This is a genomic window from Nocardia niwae NBRC 108934 = DSM 45340 (assembly GCF_001613465.1).
In the GTDB taxonomy this organism is placed as follows: domain Bacteria; phylum Actinomycetota; class Actinomycetes; order Mycobacteriales; family Mycobacteriaceae; genus Nocardia; species Nocardia niwae.
This window is the reverse complement of record NZ_BDCK01000016.1, coordinates 102825-119773: the sequence shown is the minus strand read 5'-3', so window position 1 is coordinate 119773 and position 16949 is coordinate 102825. Positions and strand designations below refer to the sequence as shown.

The following is a 16949-nucleotide window of genomic DNA, read 5'->3' as shown; positions in this document are numbered from 1 at the left end:
CCACGACGCGTCGCGCCGACAGCCGGTAGCCTGCGATTCATCATGCTGATCAGACTCCTCCGCTCGCATCTGTACCCTTACCGCGCCCAGCTGGCGGGGGTCGTTGTGCTTCAGCTGATTTCCGTCATCGCGATGCTGTATCTGCCGAGCCTGAACGCGGACCTGATCGACGACGGCGTCACCAAAGGTGATATCGGCTACATCTGGACCACCGGCTTGTGGATGCTCGCCGTCACCGGCGTGCAGATCGTCGCGTCGGCCGCTTCGGTCTATCTCGGCGCGCAGGCGGCCATGGGCGCGGGCCGCGACCTGCGCGGCGCGCTGCTGCACCGGGTCGGCACGTTCTCCGCGCGCGAAGTGGGCATGTTCGGCGCGCCGTCGCTGATCACGCGCAACACCAACGACATTCAGCAGGTGCAGCTGCTCATCGTGATGTCGGCGACCATCCTGGTGATGGCGCCGATCATGTGCGTGGGCGGCATCATCATGGCGTTGCGCGAGGATCTCGGCCTGTCCTGGCTGCTGCTGATCGCGGTGCCCGCGCTGGGACTGTCGATGGGCGTGCTGATCTCCAAGATGGTGCCCGGCTTCCGCGACATGCAGGCCAGGATCGACGAGGTGAATCGGGTACTGCGCGAGCAGATCACCGGTATCCGCGTGGTGCGCGCGTTCGTGCGGGAACGGCAGGAGACCTGGCGGTTCGGACTGGCCAACACCGAACTCACCGACACCGCGCTCCGGGTCGGCCGGTTGATGGCGCTGATGTTTCCCACGGTCATGCTGATCAGCAATGTCACCGCCGTGGCGGTGATCTGGTTCGGCGGGCGGGCGATCGACGCCGGGCACATGCAGATCGGCTCGCTCACCGCGATGCTGTCCTACATCATGCAGATCCTGATGGCCGTGATGATGGCCTCGTTCCTGGCCATGATGGCGCCGCGCGCCGCGGTCTCCGCCGACCGGATCGGCGAGGTGCTCGACACCGAGTCCTCCGTCCATCCGCCGCGCCTGCCGCAACCGTTCACCGACGACCCGGCCGTCGTGGACATCCAGTTCGCCGAGTTCGCCTTTCCCGGAGCGGAAAAGCCGGTGCTGAAAGCCATCCGGTTCCAGGTGCGGCCCGGCACCACCACCGCGATCGTGGGCTCCACCGGCGCAGGGAAGACCACGCTGATCAACCTCATCCCCCGGCTGATGGACGTCACCGACGGCGCGGTCTACGTCGGCGGCACCGACGTTCGCCACATCGACCTGGAGGTCTTGCGTGCGCAGATCGGCCTCGTGCCGCAGAAGGCGTACCTCTTCTCCGGCACGATCGCGAGCAATCTGCGCTACGGTGATCCGCACGCCACCGACGAGGAACTCTGGCGCGCGCTGGAGATCGCGCAGGCCGCCGATTTCGTCCGGGAGATGCCGGAGGGGCTGCAGACACCCGTTGCCCAGGGCGGCACCACCGTCTCCGGTGGTCAGCGCCAGCGGTTGGCCATCGCGCGAGCCCTGGTGAAGAAGCCGAGGGTGTACCTGTTCGACGACTCGTTCTCCGCGCTCGACGTCGCGACCGACGCCAGATTGCGCGAGGCGCTGAAGCCGGAGACCGCGGACGCGTCGGTCCTCATCGTCGCGCAGCGCATCGCCACGATCCGGGACGCGGATCAGATCGTGGTACTCGAGGACGGTGCGGTGGCGGGCATCGGCACCCATGAGCAGCTCCTGCGGGATTGCTCGGAGTACCGGGAGATCGTCGAGTCGCAACTGAGTGCCGAGGAGGCGCGATGAGACCCGGAATGCCCACCCCCGGCGCGCCGGGCACCAAGGCGAAATCGTTCGGACCCTCGCTGAAACGGCTGCTGCGCAGGCTCGCGCCGGAGCGGTTACAGGTCGGGCTGATCGTCGCGCTGGTGATCGTCTCGGTGGTGCTGAACACCATCGGCCCGTACATCCTCGGCAAGGCGACCAACTTGGTCTTCGACGGCGTGGTCGGCAAACAGCTGCCGCCGGGCGTGTCCAAGGACCAGGCGATCGAAGCTCTGCGGGCCAAGGGCGACAACACCTTCGCCGACATGCTGAGCGCCATGGACGTGGTGCCCGGCGTCGGGGTGGACTTCGGCGCGGTCGGCCGGGTGCTCACCGTGGTGCTGCTGCTGTACATCGGCGCGGCGGTCTTCGGCTGGTTGCAGGGCTACCTGCTCAACGTCGTGATCAATCGGACGGTGAAGCGGCTGCGCAGCGAGGTCGAGGACAAGATCCACCGGCTTCCGTTGCGCTACTTCGATTCCGCGCCGCGCGGCGACGTGCTCAGCCGGGTGACCAACGACGTCGACAACGTCTCCCAGAGTCTGCAGCAGACCATGAGCCAGCTGCTCATCTCGGTGTTCTCGGTGCTCGGCATCCTGGTCATGATGTTCTGGATCTCCTGGCAGCTGGCGGTGATCGCGCTGCTCACCGTGCCGGCCGCCATCGTGGTCACCGCGCAGATCGCGAAGAGGTCCAAGCCGCACTTCGTCAACCAGTGGAAGTACACCGGCCTGGTGAACGCCCAGGTCGAGGAGGCCTACTCCGGACATGAGGTGGTCACCGCGTTCGGCCGCAACCGCGAGGTCGGTAAGGAATTCGATCAGCGCAACGAGGAGCTCTACCAGGCCAGCTTCAAAGCGCAGTTCATCTCCGGCCTGATCATGCCCGCGATCATGTTCCTCGGGAACGTGAATTTCGTGCTGGTCGCCCTCGTCGGTGGGCTCAAAGTGGCCACCGGCAGTCTCTCGCTCGGCGAAGTGCAGGCGTTCATCCAGTACTCCCGCCAGTTCAGCCAGCCGCTGACCCAGCTCGGGGCGATGGCCAACCTGCTGCAGTCCGGCGTCGCCTCGGCCGAGCGGATTTTCGAGATCCTCGACGCCGAGGAGCAGAGCCCGGACCCGGTGATGGCCGACGCGCGCCCGGTCGACCGGGGCCGGGTGGAGTTCGAGGCCGTCTCGTTCCGCTACGAACCCGACAAGCCGGTGATCGAGCGGCTGTCCCTGGTGGCCGATCCCGGGCATGTGGTCGCCATCGTCGGCCCCACCGGTGCGGGAAAGACCACGCTGGTGAACCTGCTCATGCGGTTCTACGAACTGGACGCGGGCACGATCACCATCGACGGGGTCGACATCACCGAGATCACCCGAGATCACCTGCGTTCGCGCATCGGCATGGTCCTGCAGGACACGTGGCTGTTCCGCGGCACGATCCGGGAGAACATCGCCTACGGCAACCCGAACGCGAGCGAAGAAGAGATCCTCGCCGCGGCGCGCGCCGCCTACGTCGACCGTTTCGTGCACGCCTTGCCAGACGGCTATGACACGGTCATCGACGAGGAGGGCTCCGGCGTCAGCGCAGGCGAGAAACAGCTGATCACCATCGCGCGGGCGTTCCTGGCCAAGCCGTCCATCCTCATCCTGGACGAGGCGACCAGCTCGGTGGACACCCGCACCGAGCTCCTGGTGCAGCACGCCACCGCCGCGCTGCGCCGCGACCGGACCAGTTTCGTCATCGCTCACCGTCTTTCCACCATCCGCGACGCCGACCTGATCGTCGTCATGGAGGCAGGCCGGATCGTGGAACACGGCTCGCACGAACGCCTGCTCGAGGAGCGAGGCGCGTACTACCGCCTGTACAACGCGCAGTTCGCCGGCGCTGTGTAGGTCTCGCAGCGCCAACGGCGCGCTTCGGTCGAAGGATGTCGGCGTCGGCCGGGGCGCGTCGAGTCGGGACCGCGGCACTGCGAAGGGTTTCGTCGTCGCCAGGGGCGGCGCTTCGCTCGGGCTGGAGTGACATCAGCCGCAGCGAGGAGATACGATACGAAACGTGTCGTATCTCAACCCGGACCGAGGGGCGCATCGCGGAGGTCGCCCTCGTGATGACGCACGCGAGAGCGAGATCCTCGAGGTGGTGAACGCACTCCTGGTCGAGCGGGGCTATGAAGGCGTCACCTTCGAAGAGGTCGCCCGTCGGGCGAGCGCGTCGAAGGCCACTCTCTATCGGCGATGGAAGTCGAAGCGGGAGATGGTGGTCGCCGCTTTGAAGGCGGGCCCGGCTCGGCGCGAGGACCCCGATGACATCGATACGGGGAGCCTGCGCGGTGACCTGATCGCGTTGTGTCGACGACTGATCACGACGATGCGCTCGACGGACGGCCGGACCGCGCTGTTGCTGCTGCAATCAGGCCTCGAGGATCCCGAGCTCTGCGACGCGATCGAGGAGGCCGTCGGTCCGACCGGCGCCCGATTGCCCGCCTCTGTGATCGAGTCCGCCATCCTCCGCGACGAGCTGCCCGCCGATGTCGATCCCTTTCCGTTCGAGGAGGTGGCCGGAGCGGTACTCCTGCTGCGGCGGCTGAACGGGCTCGAGACCGGCGACGACTACCTCGGGTCGCTCGTCGACGCCGTCCTCATCCCCGCCCTGCGGGCGACCTCCCCCCGGCCACGCTCGCTCCCCGCCGGCATCTTCTCGGGCCGACCGGCCCCCGAATCGAACCTCTGACCAGCGAAGGAAACCGTGACCATGCCCATGATCGATGGATTCGACTATCGGAAGCTACCTGGTGAGCAAGGCGTCGAGCTGAACGTCGCAGTAGGCGGGACGGGCCCGGCGGTCGTCCTGCTCCACGGCTTTCCGCAGACGCATTACATGTGGCGCGAAGTAGCTCCGCGGCTTGCCGAGGAGTGCACGGTCATCGTTCCGGACCTGCGCGGCTATGGCGAAAGCGGCAAGCCGCCGGAGGGCAGTCCGCATACGTACTCCAAGCGGACCATGGCCAACGACATCGTGCGGGTAGCCGGTGCTCTCGGTCATGGCAGGTTCGGTCTGGTGGGCCACGATCGGGGCGCTCTCGTCGGTGTCCGCGCCGGACTCGATCACCCGGCCGTGGTGCGGTACCTCGGAATCCTCGACGTGCTGCCCACCCTCGACACCTGGGGCGTATTGCGCGGCGTGGAAGCGAAAGTCGCCTGGCACCTCTATCTGATGGCCCAGCCGGTCGGGCTGCCGGAGAAGATGATCACAGCGGTGGCGGACGAGTTCTTCGCCTCGTTCCTCGACGCGTGGGACACCGATGGCGCGACCTTCACCCCGGAAGTGCGACGGCACTACATCGACAGCTCCGTCCGGGCCGTGCACTCCATCGTCGCCGACTACCGCGCTACCGCGGGCATCGACCTGAGCATGGACCGCGAAGATCGAGACGCGGGAAGGCAATTACGGATGCCGGTGAGCGTGATCTCCCAGGACTGGGGTGCGCGGCTCGGCTTCGACGCCGCGGCGCTGTGGCGAGCATGGGCACCTGACCTGACCTACGAGCCGATCGAGGCCGGTCACTTCATGGCAGAGGAGAAACCCGAAGAGATAGCTCGCTTCATCCGCGAACTGTCGGCGCGCGGACGGGATTGACTTCCCGCAGAGCACCCCACGGGAAGGGCTGGCCGCTGCCGAGTGGCCGGTTACGCGAACGAAGCCCGGCAGCGCTCAGGCCCGTTTGCGACCGAAGCCGAGGCTGTGAGCCAGGCGGGCCATGAGCTGGGACATCCTCGATGGGAAGGAGTCCGGCTCAGGGATTCGCACCGGGCGGACGCGGCCGTTGTGCAGCGCGGTGATCTTCCAGCCCTGGCCGGTGCGCAAGGTCACCAGGGTCTGGCGGGACCGGCGGCGCTCGGGCAGGTGGGAACGCCATGGCATCAGGACCGAGGCGGTGCCGTGCACGATCGCGACGTCCGGGGCGAGGAAGCGGATCGACTCGAGTTCACCGACCAGTGCCGACCCGGCCAGGACGCCGCGGAAGAGCTTGTCGTGGTTGTCCCGGTGCTCGGCGCGACCGATGGCCCGGGTGCCGTCGTAGGAGACGTAGTCCGAGTCCTCGGTGAACAGGGCTGCGTAGGCCGTGGCGTCGTTGGCGGTCCAGGTCCGCATGAGGTCGTCGAACAGGCTGCGCAGGGCGCTCTCGTCGGTGCGGTGCTGATCGAGCGTCGCGTTCATGGCTGAGTACCTTCCGATGCTATGATTCGATTGTCGAAATATACGATAGCAGAAAGTTTCGAATGTCGAAAGATGAGCTGATCGCCGAGATCGCCCAGCAATTGCGGCTGCTGCAGCAGAGCTTCGACGCGTTCGACGAGGCCGCCGCCGTGCGCCTGGGCTTGAACCGCACCGACCTGCGCTGCCTGGACATCGTGCTGGCGCGTGGGCCGCTGGCGGCGGGGGAGCTCAGTGCCGCGCTGCGACTGAGCCCCGCCGCCACCACTACTGTCGTCGACCGGCTGGTGCGAGCCGGTTTCGTCACTCGGGCGCAAGATCCCGGCAATCGGCGGCGGATACTGATCGAAGGCACCACGCGAGCGAGGGAAGTCGCGCGAGAGATCTTCGAGCCGGTGGGGGTGGCCGGGGCCCAGGCTCTCCTGCGTTTCGACACCGTCGAACTGCGCACCGCGCTCGACTTCTTGCGCACCGCGCTGGCGGTGCACCAAGCCGAAACCGAGCGGGTGTCGCGCGCCGGGAAACCTGGATGACCGCGCCTTCGGGACCGGCGAGCGGTGGCCTGGTTCGGGCGGCGGGCGCCGAACTGCGAGGATAGCGGGGTGTCCGGTCCCGAATCGTTCTCCTTCACCGTCGGTACTCGCCTGGACGGGCGGCACGGCCGGTCCGGTGTGATCGCCACGCCGCACGGGCCGATCGCCACGCCCGCGTTCATCCCGGTGGGCACCAAGGCGACGGTCAAGGCGGTGCTGCCGGAGACCATGCGGGAACTCGGCGCCCAGGCGCTGCTGGCCAACGCCTACCACCTCTACCTGCAGCCCGGCGCCGACATCGTGGACGAGGCAGGCGGGCTCGGCGCGTTCATGAACTGGCGTGGGCCGACCTTCACCGACAGCGGCGGATTCCAGGTGATGTCACTGGGCGTCGGGTTCAAGAAGGTGCTGGCGATGGAGGCGGTCGACGTACGCAGCGACGACGTGATCGCGCCCGGCAAGGAGCGGCTGGCCACCGTGGACGACGACGGCGTGACGTTCCGCTCCCACCTCGACGGCTCCACGCACCGGTTCACGCCCGAGGTGTCCATGGGCATCCAGCACCAGCTCGGCGCCGACATCATGTTCGCCTTCGACGAGCTCACCACGCTGCTCAACACCCGTTCCTACCAGGAGCGATCGGTCCAGCGCACACACGAGTGGGCGCAGCGCTGCATCGACGAGCACGAGCGGCTGACCACCGCCCGCGCGCACCGTCCGTACCAGGCGCTGTTCGCCGTCATCCAGGGCGCCCAGTACGAGGACCTGCGCCGGAAGGCATGCCGCGGGCTCGAATCGATACGCGGAAGCGCGGGAACGGGATTCGACGGCTACGGCATCGGCGGCGCGCTGGAGAAGCACAACCTGGGCGCCATCGTCGGCTGGTGCTGTGATGAGCTGCCCGAGGACAAACCGCGGCACATGCTCGGCATCAGTGAGCCGGAGGACGTCTTCAGCGCCATCGAGAACGGCGCGGACACCTTCGACTGCGTGAACCCGTCGCGGGTCGCGCGCAACGCCGCCATCTACGTCGACACCGGCCGGTTCAACATCAACACCAGCCGTTTCCGTCGCGACTTCACCCCCATCGACGAGCACTGCGACTGCTACACCTGCGCCAACTACACCCGTGCCTACCTGCATCACCTGTTCAAGGCCAAGGAGATGCTCGCCGCCACGCTGTGCACGATTCACAACGAGCGATTCACGGTCCGCCTGGTCGATCGCATCCGCGACAGCATCGAAGGCGGCTACTTCGACGAGCACAAAGCCGAGACCCTGGGGCGCTGGAAGAACTCTGTCTGATTCTGCCGGTACCGGACGACGGAGGGCGCGGGCCGTACGGACGACCGGTGGCCGCAACAGCGTCTTCGGTCTTCTTCCGTGGCCCGCGCCCTCCGCGGCTTCGTCGGGAACTTCGTCAGGCGCGCAGCGGATCCGCTCCGGTCGGCGCGTAACTGGGTTCGTGCTTCTTGAGCCACGCGATCACCCGGTAGGTGATCGGGAGCACGACCACCTCGCAGAGGGTCTTCCAGAGGAAGCCGATGATCACGTAGTTGACGAACTGCTGCCAGGTGTCGATGCCGATGGCGCCCGCGGCGATCGAGCAGAAGATGAGGGTGTCGGCGAACTCGCCGACGATGGTCGATCCGATGAGCCTGGCCCACAGGTATTTTTCCTTCGTCCGCTCCTTGATCAGCACCAGCGTCGCGGAATTCAGCAGCTGGCCCACGAAGTACCCGGCCAGGCCCGCGAGGACCAGCCGCGGCGTCGTCCCGAGGACGGTTCGGAACGCCTCCTGGTTCTCGTAGAAGCTCGCGGAGGGCAGCCGGATCGCGATGGCGAAGCACGCCACCGTGAGCAGCAGCGCGGCGAAGCCGTAGTAGATGGCGCGGCGAGTGGCGCGGAAGCCGTACACCTCGCTCAGTACGTCGCCGAGGATGTAGGCCAGGGGGAACAGGAAGAAGGCGCCATCGGTGGCGATCGGCAGGACTTGCAGCGGTCCCAGCGACACCGACCGATCGCCGAGGAACTCCACCCCCTTGGTGGCGCAGATGTTGGAAATGATCAATGTCGCAGTGAACAGGGCCACGATCGGTGCGTAGTACCCCCGCGCGACCTGGGCAAATGCCGCATGGTCCGCGGGGCGTCCAGGCCCGCCGTGCTCTTGCGTGGTTTTCGACTCACTCACCCGCATCATCCAACCAGGTTGTGGAATACGCTGTAGCAATGACGAATCCCGGCGATTCCGACGAGTGGTGGAAGCAGTACGGCGGCCAAGGCGTGTCGCCGGAGTCCGGTGGCCAGAGTTCGGTCCCGCAGTATCCGAGCCCGGAGCAGCAGCCGTCGGGCTACCCGTCGGCGCCGCAATACCCGGTCCAGCCGCCCTCGCAGCCGATGACGCCGCCTCCGCAGCCGCAGTACCCGTCCTATCAACAGCCGGCGCAGCCGTATCCCCAGCCGAGTTACGGCTACCAGACTCCGTATCAGCCCTACGGGGTCCCGGCGCAGGGCACCAACGGCATGGCGATCGGTGCGCTGATCTCGTCGCTGGTCGGGTTCGTCACATGCGGGCTCGGCTCGATCGTCGGCATCATCCTCGGCGCGGTCGCCCTCAACCAGATCAAGCAGAGTGGCCAGGAAGGGCGCGGCATGGCGCTCGCCGGCATCTGGATCGGCGTCGGCGCGATCGTGCTCGGCATCCTGTGGTTCGTCGTCGTGATCATCGCGGGGGCGACCAGCGCGTAGCGGCCCGGCCGGGAAACCAACAGGGGGCGCACCCGATTCGGGTGCGCCCCCTGCGCGTTGGTGCCGCCTTGGCGATCAGGCCTTGACGACCTGTGTGCCGCCGGCGAACTTGTCGTGCCAGCCCTGCTTGTTCGGGTCCTGCGAGATGGTGACCATGATGTAGATCGCCAGGACCAGCGAGATGAGGCCGCCGACGCACGGGATGATGCTCGCCGCGATGAAGATGTTGCGCTTCAGCGAGGTGACCGGGTCGATCTTGGCGGCGCCGCCGGGGGCGAGCACCTTCAGGCCGAGGATCTTCTTGCCGAGCGTGGTGCCCTGCGAGGTCTCCATGCCGACGAAGTAACCGAGCTGCACCAAGGTCCACACCAGGCCGAGACCGATGGTCAGGCCCAGCGAGTTGTCGACCAGGATGTACAGGATGAAGTAGGGGATGTACAGGATGATCGCGTCGATGACGCGGGCGCCGATGCGGGTGCCGAGGTCACCCGGCTGGCCGCCGTAGTTGTTGAACCCGGGCTGCTGCGGGTACTGACCGTAGGGATCCTGCCCGTACTGGGGCTGCTGCTGCTGGCCGTATTGCGGCTGCTGCCCGTACTGGGGCTGCTGCTGCTGGCCGTATTGCGGCTGCTGCCCGTACTGAGCCTGCTGGCCGTACTGGGGCTGCTGCCCGTACTGGTCGCCCCCCTGCGGGTACGGCTGCCCGTACGGCTGCCCGCCCTGAGGATACTGGTTGGGGTCGTACCCACCGCTTGTCATAGTTGTTTGTCCTCGTCGATTGATCAGTAGTTGGACGATGCGTACGTTACGGACATGGGCTGCTTCGCAACAACCCATGGACGTCGAGTATCCACGGTTCGCGGGGCAGCCGCCGGGCGTCGAAACGCGCGAGTAGCTCGGACGACGATGTCGCGGTGAAGCCGAGCGAAGCGGCCAGTGCCGAGACTACTTCCTCCGGCGTGTTGCCGAGAGCCAATTGTTCGCGGAGTGTCACCGCCCCATCCCGTTTCGCCAGTCGGCGCCCCTGCGCGTTGAGCACCAGCGGCACGTGGGCGTAGTGCGGTACCGGCAGACCGAGCAGCGTGGCCAGGTATGCCTGCCGTGGGGTCGAGGGCAGCAGGTCGTCGCCGCGCACCACCTGGTCGACGCCCTGTGCCGCGTCGTCCACCACGACGGCGAGGTTGTAGGCGGGGATGCCGTCGCCACGGCGCAGCACGACGTCGTCGACCGGGCCCCGGTAGCGCCCGTGCAGCTCGTCGTGCACCTCGAATTCGGTGGTCGTGGCGCGCAGGCGCAACGCGGCCGGGCGGCCCTCGGCGCGCAGCCGGGCCCGCTGGGCGTCGCTCAGTGCGCGGCAGGTGCCGGGGTAGGCGCCCATCGGCCCGTGCGGCGCCGTCGCGGCTTTCTGTATTTCCCTTCGAGTGCAGAAGCATTCGTACGTGCGCCCGGCCGCGGTGAGGCGTTCGATGGCCGCCTCGTACCGCGGCAGCCGATCGGATTGGCGCACCACGGGTTCGTCCCAGTGCACGCCGATCGCTGCCAGGTCGTTCAGCTGCCGCTGCTCGGCGCCGGGACGCACCCGGTCCAGATCGTCGATCCGGAGCCGGAATCCGCGGCCGGTGGAGCGAGCGAAGGCCCAGGCCAGCAGCGCCGTGCGGAGATTACCCAGGTGCAGGTCCCCGGACGGGCTCGGCGCGTACCGGCCCGCACCCGGCTCAGGCACGGGCTCGGCTGAAGGACGATGAGGTGCGCACGTCGGCCATGGTAGAAGCGGGACGTCAACGGCGCAGACGTGGCCGCAGCGCGGCCTCCGCCGGTTCGGCGCCCGCGTCCAGGGTGGCCAGCAGCGCCTCGGCATGGGCGACCAATCCGGGGAGGTCGATATCGTAGGGCGCCCGTCCGTCCGCCGGCCGGAATGCCGTCAACCGCGACACCGCGCGGCCGAGCAGTGTACGCGCACCCTTCGGATTTCCGCGTTGTATGTGGGTCAGCCCGACAGCGAACTGTGCGAGCGCCTGCCACAGCATCCGCTCGGCGAACGGCCCGTTCTTCCATGCGGCCTCTAAAACCTCGTGCGCATTGAATGCAAGTCCGTCGTCCAGCAGTTGCTGGGCGAAGGTCAAGGTTTGCTGGGGTGGAAGATCGAGATCGTCCGGAATTCGGGCAACTCCGGTGCTGCCGGGAGGCAGCGGGCGCCCGAGGCGGTCGCGCGGACGGGCATTACGGGCGCGACCTGCATCGTCGCGATCGCGTTCGACCATAGGTTCCATCATGCACGGCGGCTGCGCGGCCGTCGACGCGGCCTGCCGCGGGATGTGAATTGTCGGCTGATAACAGAGCAATCACATCCGTTAAAAACATTGTGGTACGCCAGTGTGTGGAATGAATGCCGAGGGCTGGCAATGCTCCCGCAACTCCCTTGCTTCACAAACGTGTGTGTTTGCGATGATTGAATAGGCAAGAGGCAGGCAAACTTTCGAAGGACCTGCTAGTGTTACCGCGCGGGGACAGGCCCCGCGCGAGGTTAATTTCCTCTCGAACTCGATGTGCGATATCGACGCACCGGGAAAGTGTGCTCCGGTGAGGGGTGCATCACGGGATTCGGCTTACCAGTCGGGTGCCGATGCTAGCTGGAACGATGTCAGGAGAAATCTCGCTTCCGACGCAGCAAAGGAGCTAGTGCCGTGGAGGTTGATTGGACGGGCGCTGTATGGCGCAAGAGCACATACAGCGGTCCGGATGGAGCCTGTGTGGAAGTCGCTTTTCTCGTCGACGGCAATGTCGCGGTTCGTGACACCAAGGACAGTGGGAGTGGCCCGGTCTTGGCGTTTGCGCCGGGCGAGTGGGATGCATTCCTAGTGGGGGTCTCGACGGGAGAGTTCCGGCGCGGCTGAACCGCTCCGGATTCGCCTGAACAAGGCAAAGCGGGCCCCGGGTCGCACGGACTCGGGGCCTTCGCGGTTTTCCGGACGGGGTGCCCGGCGAATCCTCAGTGGGCGGAGCCGTTTCCGTTGCCGTTCGCCCGGTTCTGGACCTTGCGCAGCACGGTGAGCTGCCTGCGTTCCTCTTCGTGCTCGATCTCGAAGTGCCGCACGCTCTCCTCGCGCGGATCCGCGCGCAGGAAGCTGCCGGTGCCCGGCTTGCCCGCCGCACCCAGCTTGCTCATCTTCTTCGGCACGGGGGCGCCCTGGTACTCCAGCGGGAGGGGGTGGCCATGCGCGTCCACCGGGCCGAGCGGCTGGTGCACCTCGATGTACTCACCGTGCGGCAAGCGCTTGATCACGCCGGTCTCCACGCCGTGCTCGAGCACCGAGCGGTCGCTGCGCTGCAGACCCAGGCAGATGCGGTAGGCCAGGAAGTAGGCCAGCGGTGGCGCGACCAGGATGCCGATGCGGCCCGCCCAGGTCGTCGCGTTCAGCGAGATGTCGAACTTGTACGCGATGATGTCGTTGACGCACGACAGCGTCAGCACCACGTAGAACGCGATCGCCATCGCGCCGATCGCCGTGCGTACGGGCACGTCGCGAGGGCGTTGCAGCAGGTTGTGGTGTGCGCTTCGGTCACCGGTGAGCCGTTTCTCGATCCACGGGTAGGCGATGAGCAGGGCGAAGACCAATCCCATGATCACGGCGACCCAGAACACCGCGGGCACGGTGTAGCGGCCCAGGTACAGCTCCCACGGCGGCATCAACCGGGCCATGCCGTCGGTCCACATCATGTACATGTCCGGCTGCGAACCCGCCGACACCTGCGACGGGTTGTACGGACCCAGGTTCCAGATCGGGTTGATCTGGAAGAGACCGCCCATGATGCCCACGATGCCGAGGGTGAAGGCGAAGAACGCGCCCTGGTCGGCGGCGAACACCGGCACGATGCGCGCGCCCACCACGTTGTTCTCCGTGCGGCCGGGGCCGGGGAACTGGGTGTGCTTCTGGTACCACACCAGCGCCACGTGCGCGGCGATCAATGCCAGGATGATGCCTGGGAACAGCAACACGTGCGCCACATACAAGCGGGGGATGATGATCTCGCCCGGGAAGTCGCCGCCGAACATCAGCCAGTGCATCCAGGTGCCGATGATCGGGATGGAGATCGTGATGCCCGAGAACGCGGCCCGCAGGCCGGTGCCGGAGAGCAGGTCGTCGGGCAGCGAGTAGCCGAAGAAGCCTTCGAACATCGCCAGGATCAGCAGCAGCGAGCCGATCACCCAGTTCGCCTCACGCGGCTTGCGGAACGCGCCGGTGAAGAAGATCCGGAACAGGTGGATGATGATCGACGCCGCGAACAGCAGCGCCGCCCAGTGGTGCACCTGTCGCACGAACAGGCCGCCCCGCACTTCGAACGACAGATCGAGCGCCGTCTCGTACGCTCGCGACATGGTCACCCCGCGCAGCGGCTGGTAGGCGCCGTCGTAGACGACCTCCGTCATGGAGGGGTCGAAGAACAGGGTCAGGTAGACGCCCGACAGCAGCAGGATGATGAAGCTGTAGAGCGCGATCTCGCCGAGCAGGAACGACCAGTGCGTCGGGAAGACCTTGTTGATCGACCGCTTCACGAACGCCGCGGCCTTATACCGTTCGTCCGCCTCATCGGCTTGGTTGGCAATTGTGCGTGCTAGATCTATAGCCATGGCCGACACCCCGCCTGGGTGAGTGGAATCCGTTCTACTACAGACGGTAGCAGAGCTAGGTGCCGGAATCGATGCCGTTTTCCGGTGATATGTGGAACAAGATCATTCACATTGCCCAGGGCTCGTCGGGCACCGACGAATCCGAGTCGATATCGTTTTACTTGTGAGCGCGATGGCACCGCAGGACGCGACGATGTATTGGCTGTCCGAACGCACGCGCAACGACCTTTTTCTGCTGTATTGCTTCGCCGATCGCGGAGTGCCCACCGAGGAACTGCGCGCCGCCGTCGCCGAACGCAGCGCGCGGATCGCGGACCTACGGGTCCGGCTGCGCGAACTGCCCGCGGACATCGATTACCCGCGCTGGGTACGCGGTGAATTCATTGCCGAGCAATTCGTGGAACATGGACTGGCAGAGCGTAATTGGGCCCATCTGCTGCACGTGCTGGGCGATCTGCTCGGCACCGGCGTCGACGCCGCCGTACACCCATGGCGGCTGCACGTCTTCCGCGCGATCGCCGATGCGCCAGGGCAGGGAGGTGAACCTGCGCTGGTGGTGGTGCTCCAGATATCCCATGCGCTGGCGGATGGGCGACGGGCCTCGGCGATCGCGCGTGCGTTGTTCGGCGGGACGGGGAATCACCGGGTCGAGGAGGAAGGCCGTGCTGGGTGGGCGGTCTCCGGTGAGGTACCGGCTGGAGGTGACCACACCACCGATGCCGTTGGTGCTGCGAGTTCGGGTGGCAGAGCGCGGAGCGCGCCGAGTGATCGAACGGTTGCGGTGGTATCCGCGCCAGGGGAAATCGCTGATCCGCAAGGGGGCGGCTGGACCGCAGTTGCCCGAGAGGGGGACACGGTGTCGGCGAGCGGGTCGTCGGCCGAAGTGCGCAACGGTTCGGCGTTAGTAGGCAGGGGCGCCGTCGGTGATGCGATGCCGGCGAGTGTGTCGTCGGTGCGGGGGCGGGTCGGCGCGGCGGCAATGCGTTTGCGGACCCTCGCGGATGCGATGTGCGGGAGCGCGCCCGCGGCGAGAGTGCTGGTCGATTCGGCTGTCGGTCTCCTTCGCGTTCCGGCTCGGCTGGCCACGACCGTGCTGCGTGGCTACCAGGCGTTCCGAGCTCAACAGCGGCTGGCGGCGTTGACGGAGGCAGGCGAATTGCCGCCGCCCGGACCTGGTTTCCCGCCGAGCGTGCTGAATCGAGGAGCGGAGCAGGCGATTTCGCGGCACGAAGCCCGGATGCTGGTGTTCGCGGCCGACGACTTGCGCGTGCCCGGTCGGACGGTCACGGTCGTCGTCCTGACCGCGGTGTCGCTGGCGCTCGCCCGCTACCTGGCCGACCGGGGCGAGCCGGTGGGGCGTCTCGGTGCGCAGGTCCCGATGGCCCTTGCCCAGGCAACCGGTCCCCGCAACAACTATCGCAGCCTCGGCGTCGACCTCTTCGTCGACGAACCCGATCTTCGCCTGCGCGCCGACAAGATCGCCGCCGCGCTCGCCGACCGGCGCGTCCGCGCGCGGCATCCGCTGCTGTCGGCGCAGGACCGGGTCACGGCGACGGTTCCCGCCTTCATGCTGCGCCGGGACGTGGACCGCTATCCCCTCGACACCGTGCCCGACTCGATCGCGGGGCACACCGTCGTCTCCAGCGTCGACCGCGGACCGGCCGACCTGTCCTTCGGCGGCGGCGCCGTGCGCTTCACCGCCGGGTTCCCCGCTCTCGGCTCCGTCATGCATCTCACCCACGGGGTGCACGGCCTGGGCGACACCGTCACTATCTCTTTGCACGCCGATCCCGCGGTCCTGCCGGACCTCGACGCCTACGCCGCACACCTCCGAGCCGCGCTGCTCGAAGCGCGGCGCGCAGGGCTCGGCTCCGCTCCGGCGTGACGGGTCACGCGCGGACGAGGGCCGGCTGCGGCGTGGACTGATGGACCTCGGCGGAGATCTTGATCTCCAGTTCGAGCCGGGTGACGGCGATGACCGAGCGTTCCTCCTCGACGGTGTTCTCGATCGCCCGCGACCACAGCGCCTGGATCTCGGTGATCTCTTCGGCGGTGGCCTCGCCGTCGAGTTCGATCCGGCGGCGTTGCAGGCTGATGTTCAGCGCCGCGGTGAGCGTCCGCATCAGGTCCTCGCAGCGATTGGGGATCTTGCGGTGCGCCACGACGCGCAAGGTGCTGATGAAATCCCGCGAGCCGGTGACGGCATGCCTGACCTCCGCCTCGAGTTCATCCAGTTCTTCCGCTTCCCAGCGATCGCAGTGCAACAACTCCCGGCGGACGTCGCTCGAGATGGCCAGCACCGCCGAGACCGCCGCCAGCACCGATTCCCGCCGCCACTTGTCGAGCTCCCGCCGCTCCGCCGCCGCGTTCGTCAACTCCACGTTGCGCTGCGCCGCGTCCAACGTGACCCGATTCCGCTCATCCGCGGCGGTCACCGCCGCCCGATTGGCGCGGTTGTTGACCAGCGCGCCGACCAATACCGCAATGCCGACGACAAGAGAACCGATGAGCGGGAGCCACTGAGTCACGGGGACGATCATTCCATCGGAATGGGAAGTCGCACAGTCTAGATCGGGCGAATCCGGCTCCTCCGGCTACTCGAGAGGCATTCCGAACGGTGGACCGGCGTCAGTCCCGTGCGGCGCCTTCCGGCCATACGACATCGACCGGCACACCACGTGCACGTGCGAGTTCGACTACCGTCCCGGTGCCCGCCTTCTGCCCGGCATCGCCATCCCACACGGCGATCAGTCGATCGACCGACCCCACCACGGCATCGTTGGCTGCTTCGTACGCTGCACGGTCCGCGTCGTCGAAATCCATCACACGCACCTCGGCCGCGTTCTTCACGAGCTCGTCGAACAGTTCGGCGTGATCCGGTTTCACCTTCCGCTCGCGGTAGTCCCGGGACGGCAACATCACTTCCAGCCGCCCACCGGCGTCGAGCACCGCCCGCGCGAACACCGAATCGGAACCGCGCGCAATACAACTCACTCCGACCAGTTCGCTCGGAGCGTGCTCGTCCAGCAGCGCTCGCA

17 protein-coding genes are annotated in these 16949 nt (G+C 67.1%); 9 read left to right on the top strand and 8 right to left on the bottom strand.

The window, feature by feature from the left end:
* Positions 1 to 42: 42 nt before the first annotated feature.
* The 4 genes from NNI01S_RS07760 to NNI01S_RS07745 all read left to right on the top strand — a co-directional run bounded on the left by NNI01S_RS07760 (position 43) and on the right by NNI01S_RS07745 (position 5421).
* On the top strand, positions 43 to 1776 hold the full coding sequence (locus tag NNI01S_RS07760) for an ABC transporter ATP-binding protein (protein WP_063018997.1): 1734 nt from the start codon (positions 43 to 45) through the stop codon (positions 1774 to 1776).
* Positions 1773 to 3677 (top strand): ABC transporter ATP-binding protein, encoded by a 1905-nt coding sequence (locus tag NNI01S_RS07755; RefSeq protein ID WP_063018995.1) that lies wholly within the window; start codon positions 1773 to 1775, stop codon positions 3675 to 3677. The genes NNI01S_RS07760 and NNI01S_RS07755 overlap by 4 nt, the downstream gene beginning before the upstream one ends.
* A 247-nt stretch (positions 3678 to 3924) precedes the next feature.
* The gene (locus tag NNI01S_RS07750; protein ID WP_245676019.1) at positions 3925 to 4515 is read left to right on the top strand and encodes a TetR/AcrR family transcriptional regulator; all 591 of its coding nucleotides are present in this window, start codon (positions 3925 to 3927) and stop codon (positions 4513 to 4515) included.
* 21 nt (positions 4516 to 4536) lie between these two features.
* On the top strand, positions 4537 to 5421 hold the full coding sequence (locus NNI01S_RS07745) for an alpha/beta fold hydrolase (protein WP_063019405.1): 885 nt from the start codon (positions 4537 to 4539) through the stop codon (positions 5419 to 5421).
* 75 nt (positions 5422 to 5496) lie between these two features.
* On the opposite strand, the gene NNI01S_RS07740 is transcribed toward NNI01S_RS07745, so the two are convergent.
* Positions 5497 to 6003: an SgcJ/EcaC family oxidoreductase gene (locus NNI01S_RS07740; RefSeq protein ID WP_063018991.1), complete on the bottom strand. Its 507-nt coding sequence runs from the start codon at positions 6001 to 6003 to the stop codon at positions 5497 to 5499.
* Positions 6004 to 6065: 62 nt separating this feature from the next.
* Here NNI01S_RS07740 and NNI01S_RS07735 point away from each other — a divergent pair, with 62 nt between their 5' ends.
* A complete protein-coding gene (locus NNI01S_RS07735) occupies positions 6066 to 6533 on the top strand; it encodes a MarR family winged helix-turn-helix transcriptional regulator (protein WP_063018989.1) in 468 nt (155 codons plus the stop codon).
* 69 nt (positions 6534 to 6602) lie between these two features.
* Positions 6603 to 7838, top strand: coding sequence for a tRNA guanosine(34) transglycosylase Tgt (gene tgt / locus NNI01S_RS07730; RefSeq protein WP_063018987.1), 1236 nt, complete (start codon positions 6603 to 6605; stop codon positions 7836 to 7838).
* A 115-nt stretch (positions 7839 to 7953) separates the two neighbouring features.
* Here the strand turns inward: tgt and NNI01S_RS07725 are convergent, their stop codons facing one another.
* Positions 7954 to 8733, bottom strand: coding sequence for a queuosine precursor transporter (locus tag NNI01S_RS07725; protein ID WP_157114643.1), 780 nt, complete (start codon positions 8731 to 8733; stop codon positions 7954 to 7956).
* Positions 8734 to 8762: 29 nt separating this feature from the next.
* On the opposite strand from NNI01S_RS07725, the gene NNI01S_RS07720 reads away from it, so the two are divergent.
* The gene (locus NNI01S_RS07720; RefSeq protein WP_063018986.1) at positions 8763 to 9281 is read left to right on the top strand and encodes a DUF4190 domain-containing protein; all 519 of its coding nucleotides are present in this window, start codon (positions 8763 to 8765) and stop codon (positions 9279 to 9281) included.
* Positions 9282 to 9356: 75 nt separating this feature from the next.
* On the opposite strand, the gene NNI01S_RS07715 is transcribed toward NNI01S_RS07720, so the two are convergent.
* The 3 genes from NNI01S_RS07715 to NNI01S_RS07705 are packed head-to-tail and all read right to left on the bottom strand — an operon-like array spanning position 9357 to position 11542.
* Entirely contained in the window at positions 9357 to 10040 is a 684-nt protein-coding gene (locus NNI01S_RS07715; RefSeq protein WP_063018985.1) for an RDD family protein, read from the bottom strand.
* A gap of 46 nt (positions 10041 to 10086) precedes the next feature.
* Positions 10087 to 11004 (bottom strand): tRNA glutamyl-Q(34) synthetase GluQRS, encoded by a 918-nt coding sequence (gluQRS, locus tag NNI01S_RS07710; protein ID WP_063018984.1) that lies wholly within the window; start codon positions 11002 to 11004, stop codon positions 10087 to 10089.
* Positions 11005 to 11059: 55 nt separating this feature from the next.
* Positions 11060 to 11542, bottom strand: coding sequence for a DUF309 domain-containing protein (locus NNI01S_RS07705; protein WP_063018983.1), 483 nt, complete (start codon positions 11540 to 11542; stop codon positions 11060 to 11062).
* Positions 11543 to 11965: 423 nt separating this feature from the next.
* Here NNI01S_RS07705 and NNI01S_RS33300 point away from each other — a divergent pair, with 423 nt between their 5' ends.
* A complete protein-coding gene (locus tag NNI01S_RS33300; protein ID WP_084488613.1) occupies positions 11966 to 12175 on the top strand; it encodes a DUF397 domain-containing protein in 210 nt (69 codons plus the stop codon).
* 95 nt (positions 12176 to 12270) lie between these two features.
* On the opposite strand, the gene qcrB is transcribed toward NNI01S_RS33300, so the two are convergent.
* A complete protein-coding gene (gene qcrB, locus NNI01S_RS07700) occupies positions 12271 to 13911 on the bottom strand; it encodes a cytochrome bc1 complex cytochrome b subunit (protein WP_063018981.1) in 1641 nt (546 codons plus the stop codon).
* 163 nt (positions 13912 to 14074) lie between these two features.
* On the opposite strand from qcrB, the gene NNI01S_RS07695 reads away from it, so the two are divergent.
* Positions 14075 to 15796 carry a WS/DGAT/MGAT family O-acyltransferase gene (locus tag NNI01S_RS07695; RefSeq protein WP_157114642.1) on the top strand — a complete coding sequence of 574 codons (1722 nt, stop codon included), beginning with the start codon at positions 14075 to 14077 and terminating at the stop codon, positions 15794 to 15796.
* 4 nt (positions 15797 to 15800) lie between these two features.
* Here the strand turns inward: NNI01S_RS07695 and NNI01S_RS07690 are convergent, their stop codons facing one another.
* Positions 15801 to 16439, bottom strand: coding sequence for a hypothetical protein (locus tag NNI01S_RS07690; protein WP_157114641.1), 639 nt, complete (start codon positions 16437 to 16439; stop codon positions 15801 to 15803).
* A gap of 100 nt (positions 16440 to 16539) precedes the next feature.
* Positions 16540 to 16875 (bottom strand): hypothetical protein, encoded by a 336-nt coding sequence (locus NNI01S_RS07685; RefSeq protein ID WP_245676018.1) that lies wholly within the window; start codon positions 16873 to 16875, stop codon positions 16540 to 16542.
* Positions 16876 to 16949: the final 74 nt, after the last annotated feature.

Coding starts and splice junctions, on each gene's coding strand:
- NNI01S_RS07760 (WP_063018997.1), top strand. CDS start 43: ATGCTGATCAGACTCCTCCGCTCGCATCTGTACCCTTACCGCGCCCAG.
- NNI01S_RS07720 (WP_063018986.1), top strand. CDS start 8,763: ATGACGAATCCCGGCGATTCCGACGAGTGGTGGAAGCAGTACGGCGGC.
- qcrB (WP_063018981.1), bottom strand. CDS start 13,911: ATGGCTATAGATCTAGCACGCACAATTGCCAACCAAGCCGATGAGGCG.
- NNI01S_RS07740 (WP_063018991.1), bottom strand. CDS start 6,003: ATGAACGCGACGCTCGATCAGCACCGCACCGACGAGAGCGCCCTGCGC.
- NNI01S_RS07715 (WP_063018985.1), bottom strand. CDS start 10,040: ATGACAAGCGGTGGGTACGACCCCAACCAGTATCCTCAGGGCGGGCAG.
- NNI01S_RS07735 (WP_063018989.1), top strand. CDS start 6,066: ATGTCGAAAGATGAGCTGATCGCCGAGATCGCCCAGCAATTGCGGCTG.
- NNI01S_RS07745 (WP_063019405.1), top strand. CDS start 4,537: ATGCCCATGATCGATGGATTCGACTATCGGAAGCTACCTGGTGAGCAA.
- NNI01S_RS07705 (WP_063018983.1), bottom strand. CDS start 11,542: ATGGTCGAACGCGATCGCGACGATGCAGGTCGCGCCCGTAATGCCCGT.
- NNI01S_RS07725 (WP_157114643.1), bottom strand. CDS start 8,733: ATGATGCGGGTGAGTGAGTCGAAAACCACGCAAGAGCACGGCGGGCCT.
- NNI01S_RS07755 (WP_063018995.1), top strand. CDS start 1,773: ATGAGACCCGGAATGCCCACCCCCGGCGCGCCGGGCACCAAGGCGAAA.